Raw genomic sequence first — 22401 nt, forward strand, 5'->3', positions numbered from 1 at the left:
CTCGCTACGCCTCCGCTACGAGCTCCTCATCGGCCAGCACGGGCCCGGCGAACTGCGCATCGTAGAGCCGCGCGTAGGCGCCATCCGCCTCGAGCAACTCGGCGTGCGTGCCCTGCTCGACGATCTGGCCGTTCTCCATCACGAGGATGAGGTCGGCGTCGCGGATCGTCGAGAGCCGGTGCGCGATCACGAAGCTCGTGCGGTCGCTGCGCAGTGCCGCCATGGCGTGCTGCACGAGCACCTCGGTGCGGGTGTCGACCGAACTGGTCGCCTCATCGAGGATCAGGACGCTCGGGCGTGCGAGGAATGCCCGCGCGATCGTAAGCAGCTGCTTCTCGCCGGCGCTCACGTTCGAGGCCTCGTCGTCGAGCACGGTGTCGTACCCGTCCGGCAGGGTGCGCACGAAGCGATCCACGTAGGTCGCCGTCGCCGCGTCGACGATCTCCTCCTCCGTGGCATCCGGCCTGCCATAGGCGATGTTGTCGCGAATGGTTCCGGCGAACAACCAGGTGTCCTGCAGGACCATCCCGATACGAGAACGCAGATCGGAGCGCGTCATGGTGGCGACGTCGACGCCGTCGAGCGTGATGCGGCCCGAGTTCAGCTCGTAGAACCGCATGATGAGGTTCACGAGCGTCGTCTTGCCCGCACCCGTCGGCCCGACGATCGCGATCGTGTGGCCGGGCTCTGCCACCAGGTCCACGTGCTCGATGAGCGGCTTGTCCTCGGTGTAGCGGAAGGAGACGTCCTCGAACTCGAGACGGCCGCTCGTGACGGCCGGCGACGAGGCCGGTTCGGCATCCGGACTCTGCTCGTCGGCATCCAGAAGCTCGAAGACGCGCTCGGCGGATGCCACGCCCGACTGCAGGAGGTTCGCCATGCTGCCGAGTTGGGTGAGCGGCTGGGTGAACTGGCGCGAGTACTGGATGAAGGCCTGGATGTCGCCGATGCGCATCGCGCCGCCCGCCACCTGCAGGCCGCCGACGACCGCGATCGCGACGTAGACGAGGTTCCCGACGAACATCATCGACGGCATGATGATCCCGGACACGAACTGGGCGCCGAAACTCGCCTGGTACAGCTCCTCGTTCTTCTCGCCGAAGACAGAAGCGACCTCCTTCTGGCGACCGAAGACCTTGACGAGCGAGTGGCCGGTGAAGTTCTCCTCGATCTGGGCGTTCAGTTCACCGGTGTTCTTCCACTGCGCGACGAACAGCTTCTGCGAGCGCTTCGCGATGAGCATCGTGATGACGATCGTCAGCGGGATCGTCACGAGCGCGATGACGGTCAGCAGGGGCGAGGTCAACAGCATCATGAGGATCACGCCGACGACCATGAGCAGGGATGTCACGATCTGGCTGAGCGTCTGCTGGAGGCTCTGCGAGATGTTGTCCACGTCGTTCGTCGTGCGGCTGAGCAACTCGCCGCGCGGCGTCTTGTCGAAGTAACTGAGGGGAAGGCGGTTGACCTTCGCCTCGATGTCCTCGCGAAGGCGGTACACCGTGCGCTGCACGACGTCATTCAGGACGTAGGCCTGCAGCCATCCGAACACCGACGAGAGGATGTACAGGGCAAGCACCCAGATGAGGATCATCGACAGCGCATGGAAATCGATGCCGATCCCCGGTGTGAGGTGCATGCCGCTCAGCAGGTCGGCCTTGCCGTCCTCGCCCTGCGCCCGAAGACCGGCGATGAGCTGCGCCTTGGTGACACCGGCCGGCAGCGACTTCGAGAATGCCCCCTCGAAGATGAGCGTTGTCCCGTTGCCGAGCAGCTTCGGGCCGATCACCGTCATCGCCACGCTCGCAATCGCCAGCAGGAGCACCCAGATGATCCCGAACCACTCCGGACGCAGGCGTCCGATCAGCCGCTTCGCGGACGGACCGAAGTTCATCGACTTCTCGGCCGGCATACCCATGCCGCCGAACGGTCCGTGCCCGCCGGGCCCACGGCGCACCGGCGGGCGTGCCGTCGCCGTCTGCTGGCCGTTCTTGTCGTCGCTCATAGTGCTTCCTCCGCCGTGAGCTGCGATGACACGATCTCCGCGTACGTCGTATTGCTCTCATTCAATTCTTCGTGGGTGCCGATCCCGACGATCTCGCCGTTCTCGAGCACGATGATCTGGTCGGCGTCGACGATGGTCGACACCCGTTGGGCGACGATGATCATCGTCGCCCCCTTCACCTTGCGTTTGAGCGCGTGCCGGAGCCGCGCATCCGTGCCCGTGTCGAGGGCCGAGAAGGAGTCGTCGAACACGTAGATCTCCGGCTTCTTGACGAGCGCCCTGGCGATCGCGAGACGCTGGCGCTGCCCACCGGACACATTCGTGCCACCCTGCGAGATCTCTCCGTCCAGCCCGTTCTCCATCTCGAGGACGAAGTCCTTGGCCTGGGCGATCTCGAGCGCCTCCCAGAGCTCGTCGTCGGTCGCATCCGGCTTGCCGTAACGGAGGTTGCTCGCGACGGTGCCGGAGAACAGGTAGGGCTTCTGCGGCACGAGGCCGATGAGGCTCCACAGCAGGTCCGCATCGAGTTCGCGGACGTCCACACCATCGACCAGAACCGATCCTCCCGTCACGTCGAAGAGTCGCGGCAGCAGGTTCACGAGCGTCGTCTTGCCGGAGCCCGTGCTGCCGATGATCGCCGTCGTCTTGCCCGGCCTGGCCGCGAAGGTGAGGTTCTTCAGGACCGGCTCCTCCGCTCCCGGATACTGGAACGTCGCGTCGAGGAATTCGACGGTGCCGACCTCGGTGACCTCGGTCACCGGGTTCTCCGGCATGACGACCGACGTCTTCGTCTCGAGAACTTCACCGATGCGGTCCGCGCTCACCGCCGCGCGCGGAAGCAGGATGCCCATGAACGTCGCCATCATGACGCCCATGAGGATCTGGATGAGGTACTGGAGGAACGCCATGAGCGTACCGACCTGGATGTCGCCCTCCCCCACCCGGATGCCGCCGAACCAGATGACGGCGACACTGGAGACGTTCATGACGATCATGACGACGGGGAACATGAGAGCGAAGAGCCGGCCGGCGCTGACCGCCGTCTCGGTGAGGTCGGCGTTGGCCGTCGCGAAACGGTCCGTCTCATGGCGCTCCCGCACGAACGCGCGGATGACCCGGATGCCGGTGAGCTGTTCGCGCAGCACGAGGTTGACCCGGTCGATGCGCTTCTGCATGAGGCGGAAGAGGGGCACCATCCGGCTCATGATCCCACCGACCGCGACGAGCAGGACCGGGATGCTCACGGCCATGAGCCAGGAGAGGCCGACATCCTGCTGCAGCGCCATGATGACGCCGCCGATCGCAAGCATGGGGGCGGAGACGAAGAGCGTGCAGGTCATCAGGACGACCATCTGCACCTGCTGCACGTCGTTGGTCGTTCGCGTGATGAGCGACGGAGCGCCGAACTGCGAGACCTCGCGCTCGGAGAACTCGCTCACCGTGCGGAAGATGCCGCTGCGCAGGTCGCGACCGAGCGACATCGCGACCTTCGCGCCGAAATAGACGGCGGTGATCGCACAGGCGACCTGCAGGAGGGTGATCCCGAGCATGACGGCGCCGACCATGAAGATGTAGGGCACATCCCCCTTGGCGATCCCGTCGTCGACGATGTCGGCGTTGAGGCTCGGCAGGTAGAGCGAGGCGAGCGACTGGGCGAGCTGGAACACCCCGACCGCGACGAGGAGACGCCAGTACGGCTTGAGGTATCGGCCGAGAATCTTGAGGAGCATGGGTTGTCAGTCCTGGCTTTCTGTTGGATGCGTGTGATGCAGGATCCCGTGGAGGATGATCGAGGCGAGTTCTGCCGGTGTGAACTCCATGCCGTCGTTGAAGTGGGGCACGGAGGAGGCGAAGGTGACCAGCCGGATGATGTGCGCGACGCGGTCGGCCGGCCAGGCGAGCTTCTCCAGGTCGGGCGCGAGGACTTCGGCGATGATGTCGGCGAACATCTTGCGCTGGTGCGTGTGCGACGGACGCTCGTGGCCCACGATGGCCATGATCCGGAATACGTCGTGAAACCGCCGCTGCATGAGCGTGATGATCGAGATGACCTTGGTGTGGAGGTCGAGTTCCGGGTCGATCCGGCGGAGCTCGCGTCGCAGCGGCTCGGGGTCGAGGAACCGCGCGATGGCCGCCCTGATGAGGGTTTCCTTGTCGCCGAACGCACGGAAGATCGTTCCCTCGGCGACACCGGCGGCCTCGGCGATCTGCTTCGAGGTCACCTCGAGTCCGTGCTCGGCCAGGAGCGGAATGACCGCATCGATGATCATCGCCTGCCGGTCTTCGACGGAGAGCGGGCGTGCGCGACCGCTCGTCGTCAGGGGGTTGGTCACGATTTGCACGAGGGGAATCGTAACTGAGTGAGCACTCACTCCGCAACTCGACGAACACCCGTTCGTTCAGGGCGGAATTCCGAGGACCTCGCCAGGGCGCCTAAGCTCGAATGGTTGTTTCTTCAGGGAGGATGCGAGATGTCGAAGGCGGTCAGGTACAGCGAATACGGTGGTCCGGAGGTGCTCGAAGTCGTCGAGGTGCCCGAACCCCATGCCGGCGATGGCGAAGTGCGTGTCGCCGTGCGAGCCGCGGGCCTCAACCCCTTCGACTTCAAGGTGCGCCGGGGTGGCTACATCCCGAACCACCAGCTCCCCTCGCTGCAGGGCGCCGAGTTCGCCGGAGTGATCGACGAGGTCGGCGCCGGCGTCACGGGCTTCTCGGTCGGCGATGAGGTGCTCGGCTGGATCGGCCGTGGCGCGCAGGCGGAGTACGTCGTCGTGCCGGCGGCCCACGTCGCCGCGAAGCCCGCCGGACTCGACTGGGCTGTCGCCGCCTGCGTCGGACTCGTCGCGAACACCGCGCGCCGCGCGGTCGACTCACTCGCGCTCGGCTCCGACGACACCGTTCTCGTGACGGCGGCGGCCGGCGGCGTCGGGGTCATAGCCGTGCAATTCGCGAAGGCCACCGGCGCGACGGTCGTCGGCACCGCGAGCGAGGCCAACCACGAGTTCCTGCGCGGGCTCGGGGTGATCCCCGTTGCCTACGGCCAGGCCTCCGACGGCACGAGCGAGCTCGAGCGCCTGCGCGCGGCAGTGCGGGGGCCGTACACGGCCGCACTCGACAACATCGGCGGGGATGCCATCCGCACGGCCCTCGCGCTCGGCATCCCGGCGGACCGCGTCAACACGGTCGCCGACAAGGCCGCGGTCGAGGAGCTCGGCGTGCAGGGCGTCGGCGGCGGGAAGAAGACCTCCGAGGAGCTCGCCGGGTTCGCCCGGCAGGCGGCCGAGGGAGAACTCGTCGTCCCGGTACGCAGCACCTACCATCTGCCGGATGTCGTGGCGGCGTTCCGGGACCTCGAGACCGGCCACGGCCTCGGCAAGATAGCGCTGCTGATCCCCTGATTCAGCCGAAAACGGTGTCGGCTGAAAGTCGTGTCAGCTGAAGCCCGTGTCAGCTGAAAATCGTGTCGATCTCGGCGAGCTCGGCGGCATTCGGAATCCAGGCCGTCGCCGCCGCGACGTTCTGGCGCACCTGCTCCGGGGTCGTGGCCCCCGCGATGACGCTGGCGAGGTTCGGCTGGGCGAGGAGCCAGCCGAACGTCGCCTCGAGCATCCTCATTCCCCGTGCGTCGCAGAACGCCTGGAAGCGCTCGACGGCGTCCCAGTCCACGCGATCCATCAGGTGGCGCTTCTCGGTCATGACGCGCGAGCCCTCCGGCCCGCCTGCGCGCGTGTATTTGCCGGTGAGGATGCCGTTGTGCAGCGGGAAGAACGGCAGGAAGCCGAGCCCGTACTGCCGCACGGCCGGCAGCACCTCCGTCTCGACGCCACGCGCGAGCAGACTGTACTCGTTCTGCGCGGAGACGAATCGCGGATGCCCGCCCAGCCGCGCCGTGAACTCCGCCTCGGCGATCTGCCAGCCGGCGAGGTTCGAGTGGCCGTAGTAACGGATCTTGCCCTCGGTGACGAGATCGTCGAGCGTCGCGAGCGTCTCCTCGATGGGCGTGAGCGGATCGGGGGCGTGCAACTGGTAGAGGTCGATCCAGTCGGTCTGCAGACGGGTCAATGACGCCTCGACGGCGAGCCGGAGGTAGCGGCGCGACGCCCGGGCGCCCCAGTCCGGGCCGTTGGCGCCGGCCATGTCCATCCCGAACTTGGTGGCGAGCACGATGTCGCCGCGCCGGCCCTTGAGGGAGTTGCCGAGCAGGGTCTCGCTCAGCCCTCGCTCCCTGCCGTAGATGTCGGCCGTGTCGAAGAAGGTGAGCCCGGCGTCGATCGCAGCGCCGACCACGGCATCCGTTCCCGCCTGGGTCTCGGTCGCCGTACCGGCCCGGCCGAGATTGTTGCAGCCGAGTCCGATCGTGGAGACCCGCAGGCCCGAGGTTCCCAGGTTGCGGTAGCGGATGGGGTCGGTCGCGATCTCGTAGTTCGGCTCTGTCATGCTCCTACGCTATCCACTCCTGCACAGCACGGCACTCGCCTCGTTCTCCACCGTCGGAGCACTCGTGCGTCCGAGGTGTCAGCGCGGGGGCGTAGCGTCGAAGCATGCCGAACACCACTTCCCCCGCCTGGCTCCGCCGGGTCGATAGCCCCCTCGGTCGCCTCGAGCTCACGAGCGACGGCAAAGCCATCACCTCCCTCTCGATCGAGAAGGACGGCCACCTCCCCCTCGAGTCCGCGCCCGAGAACTCGAACCGCGTGCTCGATCGCGCTGCCCGCCAGCTCGACGAATACTTCGCCGGCCGGCGCCGCTCCTTCTCACTCACTCTCGCCGCTCACGGCACCGAGTTCCAGCACGCCATCTGGGATCAGCTCTCCGCCCTCGAGTGGGGCGAGGTGACGACCTACGGCGAGCTCGGCCTCGGAACAGGTCGGGCGACCGCGGGACGTGCCGTCGGCGGGGCCATCGGCGCGAATCCGATCCCGATCATCGTCCCCTGCCACCGCGTTCTCGGTTCGGATGGCCGCGTCACCGGATACAGCGGCGGCAACGGCATTCCCACCAAGCTCTGGCTGCTCGAACACGAGGGCATTCTGCTCGCCGCGTGATCGCGCCCCTGCCGGAGAGACTCAGACGACGAGTTGCAGCTCCCCCGGCTCGCCCCTCTCGAGGCGAATGCCTGTCGCGGCCGCCCAGCGCAGGAGCGAATCGGCATCCGGATGATCGACCTCGGCGAGCAGCAGGGCTCGCACGAACTCCCCCTTGCCCTTCTTGTTGAAATGGTTGAGCGCTCGTCGGGCGCCGCCGCCCTCCTCGGTGACGACACGCAGGAACAGTGAGTGCTCCGGCGCCGGCCCGAGCACGGCGTAGGACTCTGAGCGCAGGTCGAGGATGAGCCCGGGAAGGTGCGCCAACTCGCCCGCGAGCCCGGCACGCCAGGTGCGTCCAAGAGGATGCCCGGGCAGCCGGGAATCGTGCGAGAGCCGGTAGGCGGGGATCGGGTCGGTCGCACGCACGAGCCCGAAGAGTGCCGAGTGGACGACGACGCTGGTTGCCGCGAGGCTGCGGGCGGCAGCAGGAAGCGACGCGGCATCCAGCGCTTCGTAGAGCACGCCCGTATAGCGGTCCATCGCCGCCATGACCGGCGAGTGGCGCAGCGCCCGGTTCCGGTCGATCTCGAACAGCTGTGTCGCACCGAGCTTGAGCGCCGCAGCGGCCTTCCGTCGATTGCTCGACAGCGAGCGCACCGCGGCGAGCATGCTCCGGCGCACCGGGTTCAGTGCGGGGAACCCGAGGGCTCCCAGATCGAGCGCGGTGCCCTCGACGCCCCCATCCCGTTTGGTCTCAGAGGGAGGAAGAAGAACGTGCACTAATGCGTGGCAGTGTCGGTGTGCACCAGTTCGGCGGCGCGCGCCACGACCGTGACGGTGTCGTGCTCGACCGACAGGAAGCCGTCCTCGGCACTCGCCTTCACGACGGTGCCGTTCTCCAGTGTGATGCGCACCTCGCCCGTGTCGAGGATCGCCAGCACGGGCTCGTGCCCGGCCAGGATCCCGATCTCGCCGATCAGGGTCTTGGCCACCAGCTGGCGCGCCTCGCCCGACCACACCTCCTGGTCGGCCGAGACGACGCTCACATTGAGAAGGGCCATGTCAGCCGTTCTCCTTCTGGATCTGCGCCCAACGCTCCTCGACATCCGAGATCGAACCGACGTTGAAGAACGCCTGCTCGGCGACGCTGTCGAAGTCACCGCGGCAGATCGCGTCGAACGACTCGATCGTGTCCTTCAGCGGAACCGTCGAGCCCTCGACACCGGTGAACTTCTTCGCCATGTAGGTGTTCTGAGAGAGGAACTGCTGGATGCGGCGAGCCCGCGAGACGGTGATCTTGTCCTCTTCGGAGAGCTCATCGACACCGAGGATCGCGATGATCTCCTGCAGCTCCTTGTTCTTCTGAAGGATCTGCTTGACCGTCGTGGCCACCCGGTAGTGGTCGGCACCCAGGTAGCGCGGGTCGAGGATGCGGCTCGTCGAGGTGAGCGGGTCGACAGCCGGGTAGAGGCCCTTCGACGCGATCTCACGGCTGAGCTCCGTCGTCGCGTCGAGGTGCGCGAAGGTGGTCGCAGGGGCCGGGTCGGTGTAGTCGTCGGCGGGCACGTAGATCGCCTGCAGCGAGGTGATCGAGTGACCGCGCGTCGAGGTGATGCGCTCCTGCAGGATGCCCATCTCATCCGCGAGGTTCGGCTGGTAGCCGACCGCGGAGGGCATGCGGCCGAGCAGCGTGGAGACCTCGGAGCCGGCCTGCGTGAACCGGAAGATGTTGTCGATGAAGAGCAGCACGTCCTGCTTCTGCACGTCGCGGAAGTACTCCGCCATCGTGAGTGCGGACAGCGCGACCCGAAGACGCGTTCCCGGCGGCTCGTCCATCTGGCCGAAGACGAGGGCGGTCTTGTCGAAGACGCCCGCCTCCTCCATCTCGTGGATGAGGTCGTTGCCCTCACGGGTACGCTCGCCGACACCGGCGAACACCGAGACACCGCCGTGGTCCTGGGCGACCCGCTGGATCATCTCCTGGATGAGCACGGTCTTGCCGACGCCGGCGCCGCCGAACAGGCCGATCTTGCCGCCGAGCACGTAGGGGGTCAGCAGGTCGATGACCTTGATGCCGGTCTCGAAGAGCTGCGTCTTCGACTCGAGCTGGTCGAAGGCCGGCGGCTTGCGGTGGATCGGCCAGCGCTCGGAGATCTCGATCTTCTCGCCGGGCTCGGCGTTCAGGACCTCGCCGATGACGTTGAAGACCTTGCCCTTCGTGACGTCGCCGACGGGTACCGAGATGGCCGCCCCGGTGTCGCGAACCTCCTGGCCGCGAACGAGGCCGTCGGTCGGCCTGAGCGCGATGGCGCGCACGACATCGTCGCCGAGGTGCTGCGCGACCTCGAGGGTGATCTCGTTCGACTCTTCGCCGATCGTGATGGTCGTCTTGAGCGCGTTGTAGATCTCGGGGATCGCATCGTGCGGGAACTCGATGTCGACCACCGGACCGGTCACGCGGGCGATCCGGCCCACGCCGCCGGCCTTCGTCGGCTTCTGCGTCGAGGCGGCACCCTTGCGTGCGGCGGGCTTCCTCGCGGCGGGCTTCTTCGCCGCGGGCTTCTTGTCGGCCGGAGCTGTCGTCGTCATGGCTATCCTGTTTCTCCTGTGTTGGCTACTTCGCCGAGACGAGGGCGTCTGCGCCGCCCACGATCTCGGAAATCTGCTGAGTGATCTCGGACTGACGGGCGTTGTTGGCCAGTCTCGTGTAGTCCTTGATGAGCTTGTCCGCGTTGTCGCTCGCCGACTTCATCGCCTTCTGGGTGGCAGCGTGCTTGCTCGCCGCCGACTGGAGCATCGCGTTGAAGATCCGACTCTCGATATAGACCGGGAGCAGGGCATCCAGCACATCGTCGACGTCGGGTTCGAACTCGTAGAGCGGGAGGATCACGCGCTCACCGGGTTCTTCGACGCCCTCGACGACCTCGAGGGGAAGCAGTCGAACGACCTCCGGGGTCTGCGTGAGCATGCTGACGAAACGGTTGTAGACGATGTGGATCTCGTCGACTCCCCCCTCGGATGCCGGCTGCATGAAGCGGGCGACGAGTGCTTCGCCGATCTCGTGCGCCGTCGAGGACTCCGGACTGTCCGTACCGCCCACCCAGTACTGCTCGATCGGGCGCTTGCGAAAGTTGAAGTACGCGATGGCCTTGCGTCCGACGAGATAGTGGACGACCTCCTTGCCCTCCGAGCGCAGGCGCGCAGCGAGCTCACCCGCCTCTTTGACGACGTTCGTGTTGAACGCTCCGGCGAGACCCCGGTCGGACGAGAAGATCAGGATCGCCGCCCGCTCGACCTTCTCCGGCTCCGTCGTGAGCACGTGATCGACGTTCGAGTAGCTGGCGAGAGCCGATACGGCGCGCGTGACGGCGCGCGAGTATGGGCCCGAGGCCGCGACTCGCTGCTGTGCCTTCTGGATGCGCGAGGCGGCGATGAGCTCCATCGCCTTCGTGATCTTCTTGGTCGTCTGGGCAGAACGTATCTTCTGCCGGTAGACCCGAAGTTGTGCTCCCATTGTTTTCTACCGGCGCTTCTTCACGACGATCTGCTCCTGCGCGATGTCCTCAGGGGCGATCTCCTCGAATTCCTCGTGACCGGCGGAGATGAGCGGCTTGCCCTCTCCTGTCTGGAACTCGAGCTTGAACTTGTCGACCGCCTTGTCGAGAGCGTCGACGGTCTTGTCATCCAGTACGTTCGTGTCGCGCAGCGTCTCGAGCACTTTCGTGTTGCGTCCGAGGTAGTCGAGCAACTCGCGCTCGAAGCGCAGGATGTCTTCGACCGGCACCTCGTCGAGCTTGCCGTTGGTTCCGGCCCAGATCGACACGACCTGGTCTTCGACCGGGTACGGCGAGTACTGCGGCTGCTTGAGCAGCTCGGTGAGGCGGGCGCCGCGGGCGAGCTGGCGGCGGCTTGCCGCATCCAGGTCGGAGGCGAACATCGCGAAGGCCTCGAGCGAACGGTACTGGGCGAGCTCGAGCTTGAGCGTTCCGGAGACCTTCTTGATGCTCTTGACCTGGGCGTCGCCGCCGACTCGGGAGACCGAGATGCCGACGTCGACGGCCGGGCGCTGGTTGGCGTTGAAGAGGTCCGACTGAAGGAAGATCTGGCCGTCGGTGATCGAGATCACGTTGGTCGGGATGTAGGCCGAGACGTCGTTGGCCTTCGTCTCGATGATCGGCAGACCGGTCATCGAGCCTGCGCCGAGCTCGTCGGAGAGCTTGGCGCAACGCTCGAGCAGACGCGAGTGCAGGTAGAACACGTCGCCGGGGTACGCCTCGCGTCCCGGCGGGCGGCGCAGCAGCAGCGACACGGCGCGGTAGGCCTCTGCCTGCTTGGAGAGGTCGTCGAAGACGATGAGCACGTGCTTGCCGCCATACATCCAGTGCTGGCCGATGGCGCTTCCGGTGTAGGGGGCCAGGTACTTGAAGCCGGCCGCGTCGGATGCCGGGCTCGCGACGATCGTCGTGTACTCCATCGCCCCGGCGTCCTCGAGGGCGCCCTTGACGCTCGCGATGGTCGAACCCTTCTGACCGATGGCGACGTAGATGCAGCGCACCTGCTTGTCGACATCCCCGGATTCCCAGTTGGCCTTCTGGTTGATGATCGTGTCGATCGCCAGCGCCGTCTTGCCGGTCTGGCGGTCGCCGATGATGAGCTGGCGCTGGCCGCGGCCGATGGGGATCATCGCGTCGATGGCCTTGATGCCGGTCTGCATGGGCTCGTGGACGCTCTTGCGCTGCATGACGCCCGGCGCCTGGAGCTCGAGCGCGCGGCGGCCCTCCGACTTGATGCCGCCGAGACCGTCGATCGGGTTGCCGAGCGGGTCGACGACCCGGCCGAGGTAGGCGTCGCCCACCGGCACCGAGAGCACCTCGCCCGTGCGGGTGACCTCCATGCCCTCCTCGATGCCGCCGAACTCGCCGAGGATCACGACGCCGATCTCGCTCTCCTCGAGGTTGAGCGCCAGTCCGAGCGTTCCGTCGGCGAACCGCAGGAGTTCATTGGCCATCGCACCGGGCAACCCCTCGACGTGGGCGATGCCGTCCGCGGTGTCGATAACGTGGCCGACCTCGGTCGCTCCGGCCTTGTTCGGCTCGTACGACTTCGCGAAGTCCTGGAGGGCGTCGCGGATCTCGTCCGGGCTGATCGTCAGTTCTGCCATTGTCATTCCTCTGCATTGCGGAGCACGGCGGCTCCTTGGGTATTCTCAGCCGCTATCCCGCGAGCTGAAGCCTGAGTTCTTTCAATCGGGTCGCGACGCTGTCGTCGATCACGTCGTGGCCCACCGCAACCCGGACGCCACCGATGAGTTCCGGGTCGACGACCTGGTTGATGCGCAGGTCGCCATATTTCTTCGCGAGTCCGCTGCGCAACCGATCGAGCTGTGCCTGCGCGAGCGGCGAGGCGACCGTGACGGTTGCGATCGCCAGCGACGACTGGTCGGCGACGATGTCGGCGGCATGCCGCAGGAGTGCACCGATACGCCGGCCGAGCGGCTGACGGACGAGATGCCCGAGGATCGAGATCGTCTGTGCGCTCGCGCGGCCCTCGAGCAGTCTGCTGACGAGGGCGGCCTTCGCTGCAGGGTCTCCGAGCTTGCTTCCCACGGCGAGTTCGAGTTCCGCGTTCGAGGCGACGAGCTGGCCGAAGGCGAAGAGCTCGGCGGGGATGTCGATCGCCGAGTCCGATGAGCCGTCGACCGACGACGCCATGATCCGAAGGCCCAGTTCTTCGATGCCCTCGAGGAAGTCCGACTGCGCGGACCAGCGACTCTGCGCGAGTACAGCGATCAGCGCACGCGCCTCGCTTCCCAGGGAACCGAATACGGCGTCGACGAGGTCGGCCTTGTCCTTCGGATCCGCGGAGGTGTCGGTCAAGGCGCCGAGGAGCTGGGCGGAGGCGCCGACCGCCCGTGCCGCCGAGAAGATCTCGTCGCCGACGGCCAGCGTCGCGGCGGCCGGCCGGGCGGCAAGAGCCGCCTTCGCCGCTACTACCGCTTCCCTGGTCGCTGATCCCATTACTTGCTCGTTCCCACGGCGCTGTCCGCCTCGAGATCGGCGAGGAAGCGGTCGACGATCGCGGCCGACTTCTTGTCGTCCTCGAGGCTCGTCCCGATGACACTGGAGGCGAGGCTGAGCGCAAGAACGCCGACCTCACTGCGCAGCGAGGCGAGCGCGTTCTGCCGCTCCACCTCGATCGTCGCCTGGGCGGCCGCGGCGATGCGACTCGCCTCGGCCTGGGCCTGCTCCTTCAGTTCGGCGAGAATCGCCGCGCCGTCGACGCGGGCCTGCTCGCGGATGCGGACGGCCTCACTGCGCGCCTCGGCCAGGGCGGCCTCGTACTCGCCCTTGCGGGCATCCGCCTCGACCTGGGCCTTCTCGGCGCGCTTGATGCCGCCCTCGATCGCCTCGCTGCGGGCATCGAGCGCGCGCGTGACGTTGGGCATGACCACCCTGAGGATCACGATGAGCACCACGATGAACGCGATCGAACCCCAGATCAGGTCGGGCAGCTCCGGGAGGAGGATGCTGTGCTCGGACCCTTCTGCGGCCGGCTCGGCGGCGGTGAGGATGAATGCGGTGTGCATTCAGGGCTCCTTTGGATTGGCGGGACGAAGAGGCTTACGGCGCGGGGAACGGAATGAAGGCGACGCCGATGGCGATGAAGCAGAGCGCTTCGGTGATGGCGATACCGATCCACATCAGGGTCTGGAGACGACCGGCGAGCTCGGGCTGGCGCGCAACCGACTCGACCGTCTTTCCGACGATGACGCCGACGCCGATACCGGAGCCGATGGCCGCGAGGCCGAAGGCGAGCGGTGCGATGTGTCCGACGAGATTCATGGTGTTCCTTTCGAGGTGTTACGTGGGTGCCGGGAGCTCAGTGCTCGTCGGCCAGGGCCAGCTGGATGTAGATGGCCGTGAGGATGGCGAAGATGTAGGCCTGCAGGGCCGCGACGAAGATCTCGAGGACGACGAAGGCGATCCCCATGAGGAGCGTCCCTGCTCCGATCAGGCCCCAGGCGCTCCCACTGATGAGCATGTCGAAGAAGAAGCCCGTCGCGAGGAAGCACAGCACGAGCAACATGTGCCCGGCGACCATGTTCATGGTGAGTCGGAGGGTGAGGGTGATCGGCCGCACGATGAAGGTCGACAGGACTTCGAGGACCGCGATGATCGGCTTGATCGCAACCGGTACCCCGGGAAGCCACAACGCGTTCTTGAAGAAGCGGCCCACCCCGAACTTGCGGATGCCGGCATAGACGAAGGTCACGTAGGCGATGATCGAGAGGATGATCGCCTGCCCGATGAGGCCTGTGCTCGCGATCTGAAGCCCGGGGATGGTGCCCGTGACATTGAGTGCGAGCGTGAGGAAGAAGATCGTCATGATGAGAGGGGCGAATCGCTTGCCCTCCTTCTCACCCAGCGTGTCGATCGCGATGCCCTTGCGCGCGAAATCGATGGCGAACTCCATCGCGACCTGGCCACGACCCGGGACGAGCTTGAGACTCCGCGTGCCGAGCCAGAGCACGAGCAGGAGTACGGCGACCGCGAGGAGCCGGATGAGCATGATGCGGTTGAGCTCGAAAGGCGTGCCCACGAAGAGGATGGGTGCCGGGAAGAACTCGTTGATCGACGGGCCCACGAAACCGCCGTCGCCCGTCTCGTCAGCGGCGACGAGAAGCGACGTGGTCAAGACAGAGGCGAGCAGGGTGAACTCCAGACGTGGGGCGCGATGCGCAGCGTTCGGACAGGCGAAACCTCGACAACACTATCAAGAATCGGGGGACGTTTTCTCCACGCGATCCGCCTCGTCCCCCGGCAACGGCACATCGACATAGGGTATGCGGCTGGTCTGGAGCGCGACGATGTCGACGATGAGGAATCCGACGACGGCGGCGAGCGAGGCGACGAAGAACACCATCGGATCGAGCCAGGACTGCCACCGCAGCCAGATGGCCACGCCCACGAAGACGAGGAGCTTCGCGATCCAGGCTCCGACGACGATCCCGAAGAAGCGGAGATCCGACGCCGAGCCGCCCGTGACCCTCCACGCGACGAGCATGCTGACCGCGGTGAGCCCCATGAAGACGGCCGCGAGCAGGGCGCCCATGAGGGCGCTCAGGATGCCCGGGACGCCGGAGACGATGAAGCCGATCACGGACCCGACGACGGCGATGACCAGGGTGACCAGGCTCCCGTAGCGCAGTGCCCTCGCCGGGACCGGAGTCGTTCTCCGCTCGGTCATGATGGGCTTCCCTTCGTCGCGGTGGCTCTGCGCAGACTCCTGCCCAGCGGGGCGAGCGTGACGGCCGTCGTGATGGCGAGTCCGACGACGATGAAGGCCAGCGACCACACCCAGGGTACGAAGAGGAAGCTCAACACCCCGATGGCGACGACGGCCGTCCACGAGTAGAAGATCAGCACCGCCTGCAGATGGGAGTGCCCCATGTCGAGCAGCCGGTGGTGAAGGTGCTTGCGGTCGGCGCTGAACGGCGATTTGCCGGCGAGCATCCGGCGGGTCACGGCGAGCACGAAGTCGAGGATCGGGATGAGCAGGATTGCGAAGGGAAGGAGGATCGGGATGAGGGCGGGAACCAGGAGCTTCCCGGACTGCAGCGAACCGGGGTCGATCTGTCCGGTGACCGAGATCGCCGAGGTCGCCATGAGCAGGCCGACCAGGAGGGCGCCGGCGTCGCCCATGAAGAGCTTCGCCGGATGCCAGTTGAACGGCAGGAACCCGGCGCAGGCGCCGATGAGCACGGCCGTGATGAGCGAGGCGAGGTTGAAGTACTCCGTCTCCCCCACGGCCCGCGCGAGCCAGTAGCTGTAGATGAAGAACACGCCGTTCGCGATGATCGCGACGCCGGTCACCAGCCCGTCGAGGCCGTCGATGAAGTTGACCGCGTTCATGACGAGCACGACGGCACCGACGGTGAGCACGAGGCCCAGCACGGGCGGGACGACCGTGATCCCGAGCGAGGACTGCGACCCCTGCGAGTTGACGCCGACCGGCACGGTCACGAGTTGCACGCCCTGCCACACGAGGAGGCCGGCGGCGATGATCTGCCCGGCGAGCTTGGTGAGCCAGTCGAGGTCCCAGATGTCGTCGGCCACGCCGATGAGCACGATGATGAGCGCCGCACTGAGAATCGCCACGACCTGTCCGGGTCGGGCGAACACGAGATGGAACCAGCTCACCTGGCTCGCCACCGCGAAGGCGGCGAGGACGCCGAGGAACATCGCCACTCCGCCGAGCCTCGGAGTCGGCGTCGAGTGCACGTCGCGGTCGCGGATGCTCGGGTACAGGCGGTACTTCGCGCCGAGCCGGCGGATGAGCCAGGAGAATCCCGCGGTCACGATCGCAGCGATGAGCGCGGCGATGATGTAGAAGATCACTTCAGGGCCCCGAGGATCGCCTCATCCGGGATGGCCCCGTGGCGCACGATCCGCAGCTCCTTGCCGACGAGGAGGCCGGTGGCATCCACGATCGTCGAGCCCGTGTCGTTGCCCGGCACGATCTCGGCTCCCGCTGCGGGGCCCACCGGGCCGCCGTCGAGGTAGACCGTGACGGCCTCCCCGAGCGCGATATGCGCATCCTGGGCCGTCGTCGCCGCGGGCCTGCCGGTGAGGTTCGCCGAGGTGACCGCGAGCGGGCCGGACTCCGAGAGCAGTTCGAGCGCGATGTCGTTGTCCGGCATCCGGAGCGCGACGGTGCCGTGGGTCTCGCCGAGATCCCACTTGAGCGACTCCCGCGCGGGGACGATGACGGTGAGCGCTCCCGGCCAGAACGCCTTGACGAGCCTGCGCACCTCGTCGGGGATGCTCTCGGCGAGCGCGTCGAGGGTCGGGATGCCGGGGATCAGCACGGGAGGCGGCGCCTCGGGGCCTCTGCCCTTCGCTTCGAGCAGCCGGCGCACCGCGGCCGGGCTGAAGGCGTCGCAGCCGACCCCGTAGACGGTGTCGGTGGGCAGCACGATGAGCTCCCCCATGCCGAGGGCCTGCCGCGCCAGGCGCATGCCGGTGAGGAGCTCGGTGCTGTCCGAGCAGTCGTAGATGGTCGCCATGTCGCTTGCCATCCTACTTCGGGCAGACTGGACATCCGGCGGCGGACGGCGCTGCCGGCGGCCTGGGTGCCGGAGGAAGGGAACCTGAGTGGATCTGTACCTGTTCGACTTCGACGACACGCTCTACGACTACGACTTCCGCATGCGGCTGCCCGCGCTCGCCCTTCTGACCGGGGTCAGCCAGTACACCCTCGCGAAGAGCTGGTGGGCCGGCGGCTTCGAGCGACGTGCGGAGGCCGGCGAGTGGCCGACCTCCGAGGAGTACCTCGCGAAGTTCACCGAGGTCACCGGCGCGGCGCTCACGCTCGAGGGCTGGCGGGAGGCGCGCATGCTCGCGAGCACGCCCATCCCCGGCGCAGTCGACGCCCTCCGTCGCGCGGCGGACCTCGGCACGGTCGCCGTGCTCACGAACAACCCTGCGCCGTTCGCCGAGTCGTTCTCCTGGCTCGCGCCGGATGTCGCGGCCATCGTGGGCGACAACGTGCTCGTGAGCAGCGACCTCGGCGTTCGGAAGCCCGATGCCGCGATCTACCGGTTGGCCATGGAGCGATTCGGGGCGAGCCCGGAGACCACGTTCTTCACCGACGATTCGGAGGCGAACGCCGAGGGGGCATCCGCCGTCGGCATCCGCGCGCATCACATCGAGGTAGTGAACGGCGTCCCCGGGACCCATGGTCTGGACGCGGCCATCGCGGAGTTCGCCGGGCGGGGCTGACCGCCGCAGCGCGAGGGCCACCGCAGCGCGAGGGTCACCGCAGCGCGGTCGTCGCCCTCGGCCGACCCAGCAGGTCGGGGTGGGTCGCCGCCGCGCGCCAGCCGTCTGCGGCGAGGAGGCTGCCGATGGCCTCGCCCTGCAACTCGCCGTGCTCGATCACGAGGGTTCCGCCGGGGTGCAGCAGCCGCAGCGCCGTGCGGGAGACGGTGCGCACGACGTCGAGTCCGTCCTCGCCGCCATAGAGGGCCGTGGCCGGGTCGAAGAGACGGACCTCCGGATCGCGCGGCACGGCATCCGTCGGAACGTAGGGCGGGTTGGAGATCACGACAGCGGCGCGCCCATCGAGCTCGGGGAAGGCGTCGGCGAGGTCGCCGAGCACGAGTTCGAGGTTCTGGGCCCCGGATGCGGCGACGTTACGCTCCGCCCAGGCGTGCGCCTCCGGCGAGAGCTCGATCGCGAACACCCGCGCGTGGGGAACCTCGGTGGCCAGGGCGATCGCGATCGCGCCGCTTCCGGTTCCGAGGTCGACGGCGACCGGCTCGGGTTCTGCGGTGGCGAGAAGAGCGTCGATCGCGAACTGGGCGACCTGCTCGGTCTCCGGCCGCGGGACGAAGACGCCGGGGCCGACCGCGAGCTCGAGGTTGCGGAACGGTGCGCGCCCGGTGAGGTGCTGGAGCGGTTCCCGCGCTGCGCGCCGCGCGACGAGCGCCTGGAGGGCCGCGCGCTCATCCTCGCTGACCTCGGCATCCATTGCGATCCGCGCCTGCACTTCTCCCCTGCCGAGGCCGACCACATGCCCGATGAGCAGCTCGGCATCGACCTCCGGGTCGGGCACGCCCGCGGCGGCGAGTTCGGCGACGGCGCGATCGCGCAGGGCTCGGATCGTGGTGGGCATTCGTCCATTGTGGCCCGTTCGGACGAGTGTGCCCGCCGAGGCGCCATCACTCGTCCGTTGGACCATCACTCCGCGGGCGCCTCAGGCCGTCCCTGGTCCTTCAGGCGGAGATGGCTGGCGGGTCCGCCTTGCAGCGCCCAGGCATCCCCGGCCATCGCCTCGAAGAGTTCGCGATCGATCGCCTCGAACCTCTTGATGTAAATACAGCTCTTGCCCGCGGTGAGTGGGCCGAGTTCTTCCAGGCGCGGATCGGGGTCGTAGGCGTTGTAGAGCCCGTAGACCGACATCGAAGCCGCCCGGGGCGAGAGGCCCATGATGAACGCGTCACCCTCGTGGCCGGAGTCGTAGCGGTAGTGGTACGAACCGAAGCCGATCATCGAGGGACCCCACATGACCGGCTCCTCGCCCGACACCCGCCGCAGGATCGCGATGATCTCGCGGGCATCCGCGAGACGCCGCGCGTTGGTCACGGTCGCCAGGAACTCTTCGACGGGCACCGCCGTCGGCTGGGTCGTGATCTTGCTCCTGGAGCCGGCCATGGGGCCAGATTACGCGGCTGTGCAGGCCTACGCATCTGCGCCGAGGTCGGCGAGCCTGGCCTCCTCGTCGAACTGGATGCAGGAGTCGATCACGGCGTCGAGGGCGCCGTTCATGACGGCATCCAGGTTGTAGGCCTTGTAGCCGGTACGGTGGTCGGCGATCCGGTTCTCCGGGAAGTTGTAGGTGCGGATGCGCTCGGAGCGGTCCATCGTGCGGATCTGGCTCTTGCGGGCGGCGGAGTCGAGCTCGGCCTGCTCCTCCTGCTGGCGGGCGAGGATGCGGGCGCGCAGCACGCGCATGCCGGCCTCGCGGTTCTGCAGCTGACTCTTCTCGTTCTGCATCGAGACGACGATCCCGGTCGGGAGGTGGGTGATGCGCACGGCGGAGTCCGTCGTGTTGACCGACTGGCCGCCCGGGCCGCTCGAGCGGTAGACATCGATCTTGAGATCGTTCTGATTGATCTCGACCTCTTCGGGCTCGTCGACCTCCGGGAAGACGAGCACGCCCGTCGTCGAGGTGTGGATGCGGCCCTGCGACTCGGTGACCGGGACCCGTTGCACGCGGTGCACGCCTCCTTCGTACTTGAGGTGCGCCCACACGCCCTGCGAGGGGTCCGTGGCGTTCGACTTGATGGCGACCTGGACGTCCTTGTAGCCGCCGAGGTCGCTCTCGTTGCGCTCCAGGAGCTCGGTCTTCCAGCCCTTCGACTCCGCGTAGTGCAGGTACATGCGCAGGAGGTCGGCCGCGAAGAGCGCGCTCTCGGCGCCGCCCTCGCCGCCCTTGATCTCCATGATCACGTCGCGCCCGTCATCCGGATCGCGTGGGATCAGGAGCCTGCGCAGCTTCTCCTGCGTCGTGACGAGATTCTCTTCGAGCGCGGGGATCTCGGCCGCGAAGGAGTCGTCCTCCTTCGCGAGCTCGCGCGCGGCGGCGAGGTCCTCTCCGGCCTGAACCCAGTGCTCGTGCGCGGCCTTCACCTGGCTGAGCTCTGCGTAACGCCGGTTGATCTTCCTTGCCCGGGCGGCATCCGCGTGCACGGCCGGATCGGAGAGCTGAACCTGCAGGTCTTCGTGCTCGGCCAGCAGCACTGCCACTGACTCGAACACGATTAGTCGTCCTTGCTCGCGCCGGCTACGCCGGGAAGGGACTTCTGGATCTGCATGAGGAACTCGACGTTCGAGTTGGTCTCCTTGAGCTTGCCGAGCACGATCTCGAGCGCCTGCTGCTGCTCGAGGCCGGCGAGAGCGCGACGCAGCTTCCAGGTGACCTTGACCTCATCGGCGCCCATGAGCATCTCCTCACGACGGGTACCGGATGCGTTCACGTCGACGGCGGGGAAGATGCGCTTGTCGGCCAGCTGGCGTGAGAGGCGCAGCTCCATGTTGCCGGTTCCCTTGAACTCCTCGAAGATGACCTCGTCCATCTTGGAGCCTGTCTCGACGAGCGCCGTGGCGAGGATCGTGAGGGAGCCGCCGTCCTCGATGTTGCGCGCAGCGCCGAAGAAGCGCTTCGGAGGGTAGAGCGCCGAGGAGTCGACGCCACCGGAGAGGATGCGCCCCGAGGCCGGAGCGGCCAGGTTGTATGCGCGGCCGAGGCGGGTGATCGAGTCGAGCAGCACGACGACGTCGTGGCCCAGCTCGACGAGGCGCTTGGCGCGCTCGATCGCGAGTTCGGCGACCGTCGTGTGGTCCTCGGCCGGGCGGTCGAAGGTCGAGGCGATGACCTCGCCCTTGACCGTGCGCTGCATGTCGGTGACCTCTTCCGGTCGCTCGTCGACGAGCACGACCATGAGGTGGACCTCAGGGTTGTTCTTGGCGATCGCATTGGCGATGGCCTGCAGCACGAGCGTCTTCCCCGCCTTCGGCGGCGAGACGATGAGTCCGCGCTGGCCCTTGCCGATCGGTGACACGAGGTCGATGATGCGGGTCGTGAGCTTGCCGGCCTCGGTCTCCAGGCGCAGGCGCTCGGTCGGGTACAACGGGGTCAGTTTGCCGAATTCGACGCGCTCGGCGGCGGCATCCAGCGGGAGGCCGTTGATCGAGTCGATCTTGACGATCGCGTTGTACTTCTGACGGCCGGGGTTCTCGCCCTCCCGCGGCTGGCGGATCGCACCGACGACGGCGTCGCCCTTGCGCAGGTTGTACTTCTTGACCTGGCCGAGCGAGACGTAGACGTCGTTGTTGCCGGGAAGGTAGCCGCTCGTGCGTACGAAGGCGTAGTTGTCGAGCACGTCGAGGATGCCGGCGACCGGGATGAGGACGTCGTCCTCGGTCAGCTCCGGCTCGAGGTCGTCGTTCCCGCCCTGGCCGCGACGCTTGCGGTCGCGATAGCGATTGCGGCCGTTGCGGTCGTCGCCGTCCTGCTGACGGCCGTCCTGCTGACGGCCATCCTGCTGGCGACCGTTCTGCTGGCGGTCGCCTTGCTGGCGGTCGCCCTGCTGGCGGCCGTCCTGCTGGCCGTCGCCCTGCTGCTGCTTGTCTCCGCCGCCACGGTTGCGGTTGCGGTTGCGGCTGCGCTGGCCCGCAGCGTTCTCGCCCTCGTGGTCGGATTCCTGCCCGGGCTCCTGCGACTCCTTCTGCTCGGCGGGCTGCTCGGCGGGCTTTTCGGCGAGCTTCTCGGCTGCCGGTGCCTCCGCCGGTGCCTCTGCCTGCGCCTCCGCCGGCGCATCGACGACCGTGCTGGTCACGACGCCCGCTGCCGCGGTGGCACGGCGCGGTGCGCGCTTCCTGGGCGCGGCCGCCGGTGCGGCATCCGTTTGTGCGGCATCCGCCTGCGCGGCATCCGCCGGTGCGGTATCCGCCGACGGGGCAGCTGCTGGTGCAGCCTGTGCTGCCTGGACCTCGGAGATGGTCTCCACGAGTTCTCCCTTACGTAATTTTGCGGCGCCACTGATGCCGAGCTCCGTGGCCAGGGCCTGGAGTTCGGGCAGTCGCAGCGCGGTGAGCGTGACTCCGGCATCCGGCCCGCTGGCGCGGACGTTCGGATCCGTCACGATTGGATCAGTCACTGAGAGGGTTCCTTTCCCCTGCCGAGCGCTCGCATCGACGATGCGCCGCCACTCGCAGCGGAGATTGTCGCCGGATGCCCGTCACCGGGTCTGTGCGGGTGCTCAGGGTGGGGATACGGCGAATGCTGGTGATTTCATCCGGGCTC

The 22401-nt window shown here is 67.4% G+C and carries 23 protein-coding genes; 3 read left to right on the forward strand and 20 right to left on the reverse strand.

The genetic code is table 11. The features are described from left to right. Positions 1 to 4: 4 nt before the first annotated feature. From ABD678_RS12070 to ABD678_RS12080, 3 genes are read right to left on the reverse strand one after another with little or no spacing between them, the layout of a single operon-like run. Positions 5 to 2005 carry an ABC transporter ATP-binding protein gene (locus tag ABD678_RS12070; RefSeq protein WP_344756961.1) on the reverse strand — a complete coding sequence of 667 codons (2001 nt, stop codon included), beginning with the start codon at positions 2003 to 2005 and terminating at the stop codon, positions 5 to 7. Next, complete coding sequence (locus ABD678_RS12075; RefSeq protein ID WP_344756963.1) at positions 2002 to 3735, reverse strand: ABC transporter ATP-binding protein; 1734 nt, start codon at positions 3733 to 3735, stop codon at positions 2002 to 2004. The genes ABD678_RS12070 and ABD678_RS12075 overlap by 4 nt, the downstream gene beginning before the upstream one ends. A 6-nt stretch (positions 3736 to 3741) precedes the next feature. Continuing rightward, on the reverse strand, positions 3742 to 4347 hold the full coding sequence (locus tag ABD678_RS12080; protein ID WP_344756965.1) for a TetR/AcrR family transcriptional regulator: 606 nt from the start codon (positions 4345 to 4347) through the stop codon (positions 3742 to 3744). A gap of 129 nt (positions 4348 to 4476) precedes the next feature. Here ABD678_RS12080 and ABD678_RS12085 point away from each other — a divergent pair, with 129 nt between their 5' ends. Next, complete coding sequence (locus tag ABD678_RS12085) at positions 4477 to 5403, forward strand: NADP-dependent oxidoreductase (protein ID WP_344756967.1); 927 nt, start codon at positions 4477 to 4479, stop codon at positions 5401 to 5403. Positions 5404 to 5452: 49 nt separating this feature from the next. Here the strand turns inward: ABD678_RS12085 and ABD678_RS12090 are convergent, their stop codons facing one another. After that, on the reverse strand, positions 5453 to 6442 hold the full coding sequence (locus ABD678_RS12090; protein WP_344756969.1) for an aldo/keto reductase: 990 nt from the start codon (positions 6440 to 6442) through the stop codon (positions 5453 to 5455). Between the two features lie 104 nt (positions 6443 to 6546). On the opposite strand from ABD678_RS12090, the gene ABD678_RS12095 reads away from it, so the two are divergent. Then, complete coding sequence (locus tag ABD678_RS12095; protein ID WP_344756971.1) at positions 6547 to 7050, forward strand: methylated-DNA--[protein]-cysteine S-methyltransferase; 504 nt, start codon at positions 6547 to 6549, stop codon at positions 7048 to 7050. Positions 7051 to 7071: 21 nt separating this feature from the next. Here ABD678_RS12095 and ABD678_RS12100 read toward each other — a convergent pair whose 3' ends face one another. The 12 genes from ABD678_RS12100 to ABD678_RS12155 form a co-directional block, all read right to left on the reverse strand. Continuing rightward, positions 7072 to 7812: a YaaA family protein gene (locus tag ABD678_RS12100; RefSeq protein ID WP_344756973.1), complete on the reverse strand. Its 741-nt coding sequence runs from the start codon at positions 7810 to 7812 to the stop codon at positions 7072 to 7074. Then, the gene (locus ABD678_RS12105) at positions 7812 to 8093 is read right to left on the reverse strand and encodes a F0F1 ATP synthase subunit epsilon (protein ID WP_344756975.1); all 282 of its coding nucleotides are present in this window, start codon (positions 8091 to 8093) and stop codon (positions 7812 to 7814) included. Before ABD678_RS12105 ends, ABD678_RS12100 begins: the two co-directional genes overlap by 1 nt. Before the next feature lies 1 nt (position 8094). Further along, positions 8095 to 9621 (reverse strand): F0F1 ATP synthase subunit beta, encoded by a 1527-nt coding sequence (gene atpD, locus ABD678_RS12110; protein ID WP_344756977.1) that lies wholly within the window; start codon positions 9619 to 9621, stop codon positions 8095 to 8097. A 25-nt stretch (positions 9622 to 9646) separates the two neighbouring features. After that, positions 9647 to 10546, reverse strand: coding sequence for a F0F1 ATP synthase subunit gamma (locus ABD678_RS12115; protein WP_344756979.1), 900 nt, complete (start codon positions 10544 to 10546; stop codon positions 9647 to 9649). Positions 10547 to 10552: 6 nt separating this feature from the next. Then, positions 10553 to 12193 carry a F0F1 ATP synthase subunit alpha gene (gene atpA, locus ABD678_RS12120; protein ID WP_344756981.1) on the reverse strand — a complete coding sequence of 547 codons (1641 nt, stop codon included), beginning with the start codon at positions 12191 to 12193 and terminating at the stop codon, positions 10553 to 10555. A gap of 52 nt (positions 12194 to 12245) precedes the next feature. Continuing rightward, the gene (locus ABD678_RS12125) at positions 12246 to 13049 is read right to left on the reverse strand and encodes a F0F1 ATP synthase subunit delta (protein ID WP_344756983.1); all 804 of its coding nucleotides are present in this window, start codon (positions 13047 to 13049) and stop codon (positions 12246 to 12248) included. Beyond that, on the reverse strand, positions 13049 to 13618 hold the full coding sequence (locus ABD678_RS12130; protein WP_344756985.1) for a F0F1 ATP synthase subunit B: 570 nt from the start codon (positions 13616 to 13618) through the stop codon (positions 13049 to 13051). Before ABD678_RS12130 ends, ABD678_RS12125 begins: the two co-directional genes overlap by 1 nt. Positions 13619 to 13652: 34 nt before the next feature. Then, positions 13653 to 13874, reverse strand: a complete 222-nt coding sequence (gene atpE / locus ABD678_RS12135; RefSeq protein ID WP_104096486.1) for a F0F1 ATP synthase subunit C — start codon at positions 13872 to 13874, stop codon at positions 13653 to 13655. A gap of 37 nt (positions 13875 to 13911) precedes the next feature. Further along, complete coding sequence (atpB, locus tag ABD678_RS12140; protein WP_344756989.1) at positions 13912 to 14727, reverse strand: F0F1 ATP synthase subunit A; 816 nt, start codon at positions 14725 to 14727, stop codon at positions 13912 to 13914. 78 nt (positions 14728 to 14805) lie between these two features. Continuing rightward, a complete protein-coding gene (locus ABD678_RS12145; protein ID WP_344756991.1) occupies positions 14806 to 15279 on the reverse strand; it encodes a hypothetical protein in 474 nt (157 codons plus the stop codon). Further along, positions 15276 to 16430 carry an MraY family glycosyltransferase gene (locus ABD678_RS12150; RefSeq protein WP_344756993.1) on the reverse strand — a complete coding sequence of 385 codons (1155 nt, stop codon included), beginning with the start codon at positions 16428 to 16430 and terminating at the stop codon, positions 15276 to 15278. Before ABD678_RS12150 ends, ABD678_RS12145 begins: the two co-directional genes overlap by 4 nt. Continuing rightward, positions 16427 to 17098, reverse strand: coding sequence for an L-threonylcarbamoyladenylate synthase (locus ABD678_RS12155; protein WP_344756995.1), 672 nt, complete (start codon positions 17096 to 17098; stop codon positions 16427 to 16429). The genes ABD678_RS12150 and ABD678_RS12155 overlap by 4 nt, the downstream gene beginning before the upstream one ends. An 88-nt stretch (positions 17099 to 17186) precedes the next feature. Here ABD678_RS12155 and ABD678_RS12160 point away from each other — a divergent pair, with 88 nt between their 5' ends. Next, the gene (locus tag ABD678_RS12160) at positions 17187 to 17813 is read left to right on the forward strand and encodes an HAD family hydrolase (protein ID WP_344756999.1); all 627 of its coding nucleotides are present in this window, start codon (positions 17187 to 17189) and stop codon (positions 17811 to 17813) included. 34 nt (positions 17814 to 17847) lie between these two features. On the opposite strand, the gene prmC is transcribed toward ABD678_RS12160, so the two are convergent. The 4 genes from prmC to rho form a co-directional block, all read right to left on the reverse strand. Further along, positions 17848 to 18708 (reverse strand): peptide chain release factor N(5)-glutamine methyltransferase, encoded by an 861-nt coding sequence (prmC, locus tag ABD678_RS12165; RefSeq protein WP_344757001.1) that lies wholly within the window; start codon positions 18706 to 18708, stop codon positions 17848 to 17850. Between the two features lie 65 nt (positions 18709 to 18773). Further along, a complete protein-coding gene (locus tag ABD678_RS12170; protein ID WP_344757003.1) occupies positions 18774 to 19247 on the reverse strand; it encodes a DUF1801 domain-containing protein in 474 nt (157 codons plus the stop codon). 27 nt (positions 19248 to 19274) lie between these two features. Then, complete coding sequence (prfA, locus tag ABD678_RS12175; RefSeq protein WP_344757005.1) at positions 19275 to 20354, reverse strand: peptide chain release factor 1; 1080 nt, start codon at positions 20352 to 20354, stop codon at positions 19275 to 19277. Positions 20355 to 20356: 2 nt separating this feature from the next. Then, positions 20357 to 22255, reverse strand: coding sequence for a transcription termination factor Rho (gene rho / locus ABD678_RS12180; protein WP_425561967.1), 1899 nt, complete (start codon positions 22253 to 22255; stop codon positions 20357 to 20359). Positions 22256 to 22401: the final 146 nt, after the last annotated feature.

Source organism: Leifsonella bigeumensis (genome assembly GCF_039537265.1).
GTDB classification, from domain to species: Bacteria; Actinomycetota; Actinomycetes; order Actinomycetales; family Microbacteriaceae; genus Terrimesophilobacter; species Terrimesophilobacter bigeumensis.

Excerpts from the sequence above, each read along its gene's own strand:
- ABD678_RS12070 (WP_344756961.1), bottom strand. The coding sequence starts at position 2,005 with ATGAGCGACGACAAGAACGGCCAGCAGACGGCGACGGCACGCCCGCCG.
- ABD678_RS12075 (WP_344756963.1), bottom strand. The coding sequence starts at position 3,735 with ATGCTCCTCAAGATTCTCGGCCGATACCTCAAGCCGTACTGGCGTCTC.
- ABD678_RS12085 (WP_344756967.1), top strand. The coding sequence starts at position 4,477 with ATGTCGAAGGCGGTCAGGTACAGCGAATACGGTGGTCCGGAGGTGCTC.
- ABD678_RS12090 (WP_344756969.1), bottom strand. The coding sequence starts at position 6,442 with ATGACAGAGCCGAACTACGAGATCGCGACCGACCCCATCCGCTACCGC.
- ABD678_RS12095 (WP_344756971.1), top strand. The coding sequence starts at position 6,547 with ATGCCGAACACCACTTCCCCCGCCTGGCTCCGCCGGGTCGATAGCCCC.
- ABD678_RS12105 (WP_344756975.1), bottom strand. The coding sequence starts at position 8,093 with ATGGCCCTTCTCAATGTGAGCGTCGTCTCGGCCGACCAGGAGGTGTGG.
- atpD (WP_344756977.1), bottom strand. The coding sequence starts at position 9,621 with ATGACGACGACAGCTCCGGCCGACAAGAAGCCCGCGGCGAAGAAGCCC.
- ABD678_RS12115 (WP_344756979.1), bottom strand. The coding sequence starts at position 10,546 with ATGGGAGCACAACTTCGGGTCTACCGGCAGAAGATACGTTCTGCCCAG.
- atpA (WP_344756981.1), bottom strand. The coding sequence starts at position 12,193 with ATGGCAGAACTGACGATCAGCCCGGACGAGATCCGCGACGCCCTCCAG.
- ABD678_RS12125 (WP_344756983.1), bottom strand. The coding sequence starts at position 13,049 with ATGGGATCAGCGACCAGGGAAGCGGTAGTAGCGGCGAAGGCGGCTCTT.
- ABD678_RS12130 (WP_344756985.1), bottom strand. The coding sequence starts at position 13,618 with ATGCACACCGCATTCATCCTCACCGCCGCCGAGCCGGCCGCAGAAGGG.
- atpE (WP_104096486.1), bottom strand. The coding sequence starts at position 13,874 with ATGAATCTCGTCGGACACATCGCACCGCTCGCCTTCGGCCTCGCGGCC.
- ABD678_RS12145 (WP_344756991.1), bottom strand. The coding sequence starts at position 15,279 with ATGACCGAGCGGAGAACGACTCCGGTCCCGGCGAGGGCACTGCGCTAC.
- ABD678_RS12155 (WP_344756995.1), bottom strand. The coding sequence starts at position 17,098 with ATGGCGACCATCTACGACTGCTCGGACAGCACCGAGCTCCTCACCGGC.
- prmC (WP_344757001.1), bottom strand. The coding sequence starts at position 18,708 with ATGCCCACCACGATCCGAGCCCTGCGCGATCGCGCCGTCGCCGAACTC.
- ABD678_RS12170 (WP_344757003.1), bottom strand. The coding sequence starts at position 19,247 with ATGGCCGGCTCCAGGAGCAAGATCACGACCCAGCCGACGGCGGTGCCC.